At 70.8% G+C, this 6469-nt stretch carries 4 protein-coding genes; 1 reads left to right on the top strand and 3 read right to left on the bottom strand.

Annotation, left to right across the window (positions count from 1 at the left end):
• Positions 1-153: 153 nt before the first annotated feature.
• A complete protein-coding gene (locus tag PV363_RS06615) occupies positions 154-1185 on the top strand; it encodes a LacI family DNA-binding transcriptional regulator (RefSeq protein ID WP_301021954.1) in 1032 nt (343 codons plus the stop codon).
• A gap of 128 nt (positions 1186-1313) precedes the next feature.
• Here the strand turns inward: PV363_RS06615 and PV363_RS06610 are convergent, their stop codons facing one another.
• The 3 genes from PV363_RS06610 to PV363_RS06600 form a co-directional block, all read right to left on the bottom strand.
• Complete coding sequence (locus PV363_RS06610) at positions 1314-2747, bottom strand: ATP-binding protein (RefSeq protein WP_301021953.1); 1434 nt, start codon at positions 2745-2747, stop codon at positions 1314-1316.
• A complete protein-coding gene (locus PV363_RS06605) occupies positions 2744-4432 on the bottom strand; it encodes an FAD-dependent oxidoreductase (protein WP_301021952.1) in 1689 nt (562 codons plus the stop codon). The genes PV363_RS06610 and PV363_RS06605 overlap by 4 nt, the downstream gene beginning before the upstream one ends.
• A gap of 80 nt (positions 4433-4512) precedes the next feature.
• The coding region (locus tag PV363_RS06600; protein WP_301021951.1) for a cation:proton antiporter at positions 4513-6469 on the bottom strand (1957 nt) is incomplete at its 5' end.

Here is a 6469-nt window from a genome sequence, read left to right as displayed (position 1 = left end):
CTGAGGGGTAGCGCGTTTGAATCGTTTCAATTAACGTGGCGTTCACAAGGTATATGAGCCGACTCACAAGGGTCAAGGGACCCCTTGAAACGATTCAGTGGCAGACTTCACGCACCGTCCGCCATGCGACAGACCTAGATACAGGAGATGCCGGTGGCAAAGCCCCCGTCGACACCGACCCCGGCAGCCAGCCTCCGTGACGTCGCTGCGCTCGCAGGCGTCTCCGTCGGCACGGTCTCCAACGTGCTCAACCACCCTGCCAAGGTGTCGGAGCAGACCGCGGAGCGGGTCTTCGCGGCGATCCGCGACCTCGGGTTCGTCCGCAACGAGGCGGCCCGTCAGCTCCGGCAGGGACACAGCCGGTCGATCGGGCTCATCGTGCTCGACATCCGCAACCCCTTCTTCACCGACGTCGCCCAGGGTGTCGAGGACGAGGCGACCGCGCGGTCGCGCAGCGTCCTGCTCGCCAACTGCGCGGAGGACGCCGCCCGGGAGAGTGCCTATCTCGACCTCTTCGAGGAGCAGCGTGTCGACGGCCTGCTCATCTCACCGGTCGGTGACGTCCTCGACCGCCTCGACCGCCTCCGCTCACGCGGCATGGCGGTGATCCTCCTGGACCGGCTCGCGTCGACGGAGTCGTACAGCTCAGTCTCGGTCGACGACGAGCGCGGTGGCCGGCTCGCGGTCGAGCACCTGCTCGAGACCGGGCGGCGACGCATCACCTTCGTCGGCGCCTCCACCGACATCGAGCAGGTCCGCGACCGCCTCGCCGGTGGACGGCGAGCGGTCGAGGGTGTCGGCAACGCCTCGCTGGACTACCGCGAGATCACAGGGATGCACGTCGCCCCGGCACTGGCCGAGGGCGAGCGGATCGTCGCGCTGCCGGCCGACGAGCGTCCTGACGCGGTGTTCGCGGCCAACGACCTGATCGCGATGGGGATGCTCCAGGCCTTCACCCGGGGTGGGCTGAGGACGCCCGACGACATCGCGCTGATCGGCTACGACGACATCGACTACGCCGCCTCGGCAGCCATCCCGCTGTCCTCGGTGCGCCAGCCCTCACGCGAGATGGGCCGGCGCGCCGCCGAGCTGCTCCTCGCCGAGATCGAGGCCGGCGGCAGCGGTGAGCGCCAGCACATCGTCTTCGCCCCGGAGCTGGTGGCCCGCGCGTCGACCCTCGGCTGACCGCCCCGCGCCTCGCCCCGTACGCGATTTGTGCACCTCCTCAAGGAATCGGCACCCGGATTCCTTGACCAACTGCACAAATCGGGGACGGGAGGGTCGGGGACGGGAGGGTCGGGGACGGGAGGGGGTCAGCCGGCCGCGTCGTACGGGAGGCGGACCGTGAAGCGGGTGCTGCCGGGCTCCGACTCCACCGTCAGGTCACCATGGTGCTTCCTGACCACGATCCGCCAGGAGATGTCGAGCCCCAGTCCCGTCCCTTCGCCGACGGCCTTGGTCGTGAAGAACGGCTCGAAGATCCGCTCCTGGTTCTCCGGCGTGATCCCCGGACCGGTGTCCGCGACCTCCACCTCGCACCAGTCCTCTACGCGACGCGTGGTGAGAGTCAGGGTCCCGTCTCCCGCCATCGCCTGTGCCGCGTTCACGATCAAGTTGGTCCAGACCTGGTTCATCTCCGCCGCGAACATCGGGACGGGCGCGATGCTGCGGTCGTAGTGCTTGACCACGGTGATGCCGCGCAGCTTCATCTGCAGCATCAGCAGGGTCGCGTCGAGCAGCTCGTGGACGTCGGTGCGGACGAACGGGGCGCGGTCGAGCTGGGAGTACTGCTTCGCCGCGTTGACCAGGGTCGACACCCGGTTGGTCGCATCCTCGATCTCGGCGATCAGCTCCTCGGTCTCGAGCGTGTAGCCGAGCCAGCGCATCGCGCCGGCGAGCGCGCTGGGGTCCACCCGGGCCGCCGCGGCGTCGAGCCACGTCTCGTCGATGCCGCCCTGCACGAGCACCGGGGCGATCTCCCAACCGTTCTCGATCCCGTGGTCGTCGAGCCAGTCGGCGAGCCGGTCCTCCAGGTCGGACGCCTCGAGGACACCGAGCACGTCCGCCGATACGGCGTCGGCGCGACGCGCCAGTGCGTCCTCCTGGAGCGCCATCAGCGCGGTGATCGTCTCGCGGTCGTGGGTGCCCTCGGCGATCATCGCGAGCTTGTGGCGCATCGCCGCGACCCGCTCGCGCAGTGTCGCGGTCGCGCGCACGGCCGCGGACGCGGGATTGTTGAGCTCGTGGGTGAGGCCGGCCGACAAGGACCCCAGAGCCAGCAGCCGCTCACGCTGCCCGACCGCCTCCTGGGTGTTGCGCGTCCCGAAGAAGAGGCCCTCGAGGAGGTGCACCGCCATCGGGAACCAGTCGGCCATCAGCTTGGCGAAGTCGGCGGCGTCCAGGACGAAGAACCGCGACGGCTCCAGCACCTTGGTCGAGCCGGTGTACACCTGCGGAGCACGGTCCCCCAGGTACGCCGACCAGGCTCCGGTGTACACGCCGGCCCGGGCGGTCCGGGAGGTCTCGACGTCGTCACCGCCGACCGTGCGATAGAGGGCGATCTCCCCCTCCAGCATCACGTAGAAGCACGTCGCCGGATCGCCCTCGCGGATGAGCCATCCCGGCTTCGCGTGCTCCACCCGGCCGTGCTCGCACAGCCACGCCAGCTGCCAGTCCTCGAGGCGCTCGAACAGGAACATCCGGCGCAGCTCGGCGACGTCGCACGGCAACGGCTCGGGCGTGCTCACAGCTGCTCCAGGTAGCGGTGCACCAGCATCACGGCCATGGCTCCTTCTCCGACGGCGGAGGCGACTCTCTTCGCCGACTCGGCCCGGACGTCGCCGGCGGCGAAGATGCCGGGCACGCTGCTCTCGAGGTGGTACGGCACCCGGTCGAGCGTCCACCCCGGTGGTCGCGCGCCGTCCTGCAGGAGGTCGGGGCCCGTCGGGACGAACCCGTAGCGGTCGCGCACGACCACCCCGTCGAGCCACTCCGTCCGCGGCACGGCGCCGATGAAGACGAACGCCCACCCGCACGGGACCGTGGTCATACGTCCCGTGCTGAGGTCGCGCAGCACCAGGCCCTCGAGGTGCCCGTCTCCGCATCCCGCCGCGACCTCGGTCGACGTCATCACCCGGATCCGGGGGTGCGCCTCGACCTGCTCCACGAGGTACGCCGACATCGACTGCGTCAACGCTGGCCCACGGACGAGGATGGTCACGCTGCGAGCCTCGCGGGCCAGCGCGATCGCGGCCTGGCCGGCGGAGTTCGCCCCGCCGACGACGTACACGTCCTGGCCGGCGCAGGCGGCCACATTGGTCAGCGCCGACCCGTAGTAGAGCCCTCGCCCAGTCATGTCGTCCAACAGGGGGCCGTCGAGCCGCCGGTACGTGACTCCGCCGGCCAGGATGATCGTCTGCGCGTCGAGGGAGCTGCCATCGGGGAAGCGGACGGTGCGTGCCGGCCCGTTGACCTCCAGCCCGACGGCGTCGCGGGTGGTGACGATCTCCGCACCGAACTTGAGCGCCTGACGCCGTGCGCGCTCGGCAAGCTGGGCGCCCGAGACGCCGTCGGGGAAGCCGAGGTAGTTCTCGATCCGCGAGCTCTGCCCCGCCTGCCCTCCGGTGGCGGTGCGCTCGACGAGCACGGTCCTGAGCCCTTCGGACGCCCCGTAGAGCGCCGCGCTGAGACCGGCGGGCCCGCCGCCGACGACGATCAGGTCGTAGAAGTCGGACCGAGGCTGCGTCACCAACCCGACCCGTTCGGCGAGCTCGGCGTCGGTGGGCGCCACCAGCACGTCGCCGCCCGGCGTGACGACGACCGGGAGCTGCGGGTCGTCCAGAGTCGCGGCCGTGAAGAGCGCGTGTGCCTCGGCCGAGTCGGAGGCGAACCACCGGTACGGCACCTGGTTGCGTGCCAGGAACTCGCGCACCTCCGACGAGCGTGCCGACCAGCGGTGCCCGACCAGCTTCGTCTCGCCCACCGGGTGGCGGTCGGTGCGGGACCAGGCGTCGAGCTGGTCGTCGATCACCGGGTAGAGCTTCTCGTCCGGGGGGTCCCAGGGTTTGAGCAGGTAGTAGTCCAGGTCGACGAGGTTGATCGCGTCGATCGCCGCCTCGGTGTCGGCATAGGCGGTGACGAGCACGCGGCGCGCCGCGGGGAACAGGTCGATCGCCTTCTCGAGGAACTCGATGCCCGTCATCTGGGGCATCCGGTGGTCGGCCAGGAGGACCGCCACCTCCTCGCCACGGAGCTTGAGCTCACGCAGCGCCTCGAGAGCCTGCTCCCCGGACTCGGCGCGCACGATCCGGTGGGTGGCGCCGTAACGGCGCCGTAGGTCTCGCGCGATCGAGCGTGACACCGCCGGATCGTCGTCCACGGTGAGGAGGGCGACACGGTGCTCCACGCGCCCGGGGGAGGTCGTTGCCGTCATGTCGGTCCTTCGCGGTGGTGGCCGAGGTCTCCATCGTCGCGCCTCCGCAGCCCGGAGGCCAGGCTGGATCTCGGCCGCGATCAGCCGGCTGCGTCGTCGTCGAGCATCGGGCCCGCCCTCAGCTCGGTGTTGATCTGCTCCGCGTCGAGCACGTTCAGCGCCTCGGACAGCGTCGCCGAGCTGTACGTGCCGAGGGCGCGCGCCCTCAGCAGCGCCTCCCGCTCCGCGGCGACGATGAGGAGCCGCAGCTCGTGGTACTGCGCGACGATCCGGGAGCTGTCCTCGACCGCCTCCTCGTCCTCCGACAGCCGGATGGTGACCAGGCTCCGGGCGTGCTCCATGACGTCCTCGTCGTACGGCGAGCCGTCGGGCCGACGCAGGTCCGGTGACGCGAGGCGGTCGTCGGCCGCCTTCGCCAGCTCGCCGAAGAGTGCCCGTCGCTCGGACCCGTCGTCGGAGGCCTGGCCGGCGAGCCCCAACGCCCGGACGACCCAGGGCAGGGTCCCTCCCTGGACGAGGAGGCTGCCGACGGCGACGACGAACGCGATCAGGATGAGCGACGAACGCTCGGGCGTCTCCTGCGGCAATGACTGTGCCGCGGCGAGGGTGACGACGCCACGCAGACCCGCCCAGACGAGCACGACGCCCTCTCGCCAGCCGAGGGGCTCGGCCATGATGTAGTTCACGTCGGCCAGCGACCGGCGGATCCGTCTGCGCAGGACCTGCTGCCGGCCCGGGAGCTCGCCCGAGTCGAGCCGGTCCTGGATCCCCTCGATGTGCTTGCGGACCCGCGGCGCGGCGCGGCGGCGGCGGCGCGCCGAGAGCAGGAGCGGGAGGACGTACGCCGCGCGGATCACGAGCACGATCGCGCCCGCACTGACACCGACGAGCAGGGCGTTCAGAGCGCTGTTGTGAGCCTCCCGGACGTCCTCCAGCACCCCGTAGAGCTCGAGGCCGATGAGCAGGAAGACCGATCCCTCGAGCAGCAGCTCGATCGTCCGCCAGTTCGAGGCCTCGTACAGCCGGTCCTGCGGCCGCAGATACTTCGGCGCCCCCTGTCCGGTGACCAGGCCGGCGGTGACGGCAGCGACGAGGCCTGAGGCGCCGAGCTGCTCCGCGGGAACGTAGGCGACGAACGGGACGACGAACGAGATGGCGGTGTTGAGCGGGGCCTCGGTGATCCTCGCGCGGACCCGGAGGTTGGCGCCGCCGACGAGCAGACCGATGACGACGGCCGCGATGACCGCCCATACGAAGTCGCCGGCCACACCCCACAGCGACACCGACGCCGCCGTCGCCGCGATCGCCGAGCGGAGCAGCACGAGGGCGGAGGCGTCGTTGAGGAGACTCTCGCCCTCCAGCACGGTGACGACCCGCGGCGACACCCCAAGCCTGCGCACGATCGAGGTCGCGACCGCGTCCGTCGGGCTCACGATCGCCCCGAGCGCGATGCCCGTCGAGAGCTCGATGCCAGGGATCACCGCACGGAAGTACAGCCCCAGCAGGAGAGCACTGAGGATGACGAGGAGGACGGAGAGTCCGCTGATCGCGGTGAAGTCCCGACGGAAGTCCATCGCGGGCATCGACACGGCAGTGGAGTACAGCAGCGGCGGCAGCACCCCTGCGAGGACCAGCTCCGGCTCGATCTCGATCGCGGGCACAGCCGGGAGCAGGCTGATCGTGACGCCGATCAGCACGAGGAGCAGCGGCGCCGCGACACCGACCCGGGGTGAGAGCACCGTGACCGCGACGATGCACACGATCCCGGCGATGCCGACGAGAAGGAAGTCCACGCGCACCCCTTTCGGCCAGGTCAGCCCATTCTCTCCTGCGATCGCGAACTCGCCCGACCGCGCGCTCAGCCGACCCCCGCCACCACCGGGAACGCCGACGCCACCCGCGACCGAGAGGACGGCGGCGACGAGGTTCGGCCGGTCGGTGGCGATCACGAGATAACTCACCGCGGCGACCACCGCGCCGTACGCCGTCAGGGCCACCCAGCTTCGCATCTCCCGCCGACCGTCGTGGCCGTGGTCG

This window comes from Mumia sp., assembly GCF_028803055.1.
GTDB lineage: Bacteria > Actinomycetota > Actinomycetes > Propionibacteriales > Nocardioidaceae > Mumia.
This window is presented reverse-complemented; position numbering and strand designations above follow the sequence as displayed.